This is a genomic window from uncultured Serinicoccus sp. (assembly GCF_947500995.1).
Classification (GTDB): domain Bacteria; phylum Actinomycetota; class Actinomycetes; order Actinomycetales; family Dermatophilaceae; genus Ornithinicoccus.
In genome coordinates, this window is sequence record NZ_CANMUA010000030.1 from 1 (window position 1) to 680 (window position 680).

1 protein-coding gene is annotated in these 680 nt (G+C 68.7%); it reads right to left on the reverse strand.

Annotated elements, in window-relative coordinates; translation table 11 throughout:
* Positions 1-412, reverse strand: a 412-nt coding sequence (locus tag Q0967_RS17295; protein WP_298753226.1) for a transposase, incomplete at its 3' end; no start/stop codon positions are given.
* Between the last annotated feature and the right edge of the window lie 268 nt (positions 413-680).

Genomic DNA, 680 nt, shown 5'->3' on the forward strand with positions numbered 1-680 from the left:
CGCACATCCGCAACACCTCGAGCTGCTCGTCGTTGATGACCGGGCGCAGCCCGGACATGCGCACCCCGACCAGGGCGATGGAATGGGCGTCGGTGGCGTCGGTCTTGCGGCCCTGCCCGGTGGCGAAGATCCGCACCCGCGCCGACATCTTCGCCGGCACGTCCACGACGTCCTCGCCGTCGGCGACGAGCCGGTCGGCGACGTGCTTGCCGATCCCGGCGCAGCCCTCGACCGCCCACACCCGCTCAGGCCACTGACGGGCGTAGGCCAGCAGCCGGGTGTATCCCTCGGCGTCCGTGGGAAAGCGGCCGCCTCCGACGACGGACTCGTCGGCGGTCATGACCTCGATCGTGACGCTGCGCTTGTGCGGGTCCATCCCGATCACGACCCGCGGTGACTCCTGCTCGTCCATTGCTGTGCTCCTTTGCTCGGACAACGGTGATGTCGAGCTGGGAGGGCACCGCTACGTACGGCTGGGCATACCCCTCTTGAGCCTCTCGCAGCCCTGGCGGTGACCGGGACGACGCACGCCAATTGTGAGCCTCACGCCAAGAGCGTGGGCAGCCGCAAAGAGAACGACCATCCCGGTCACCTGAGACCGAGCCTGGCCGGGCCCGATCCTGCCGTCAATGAAACACGTAGCCGCGTGGAGGACGGCTACGCTCGTCCGACTTTGCCGC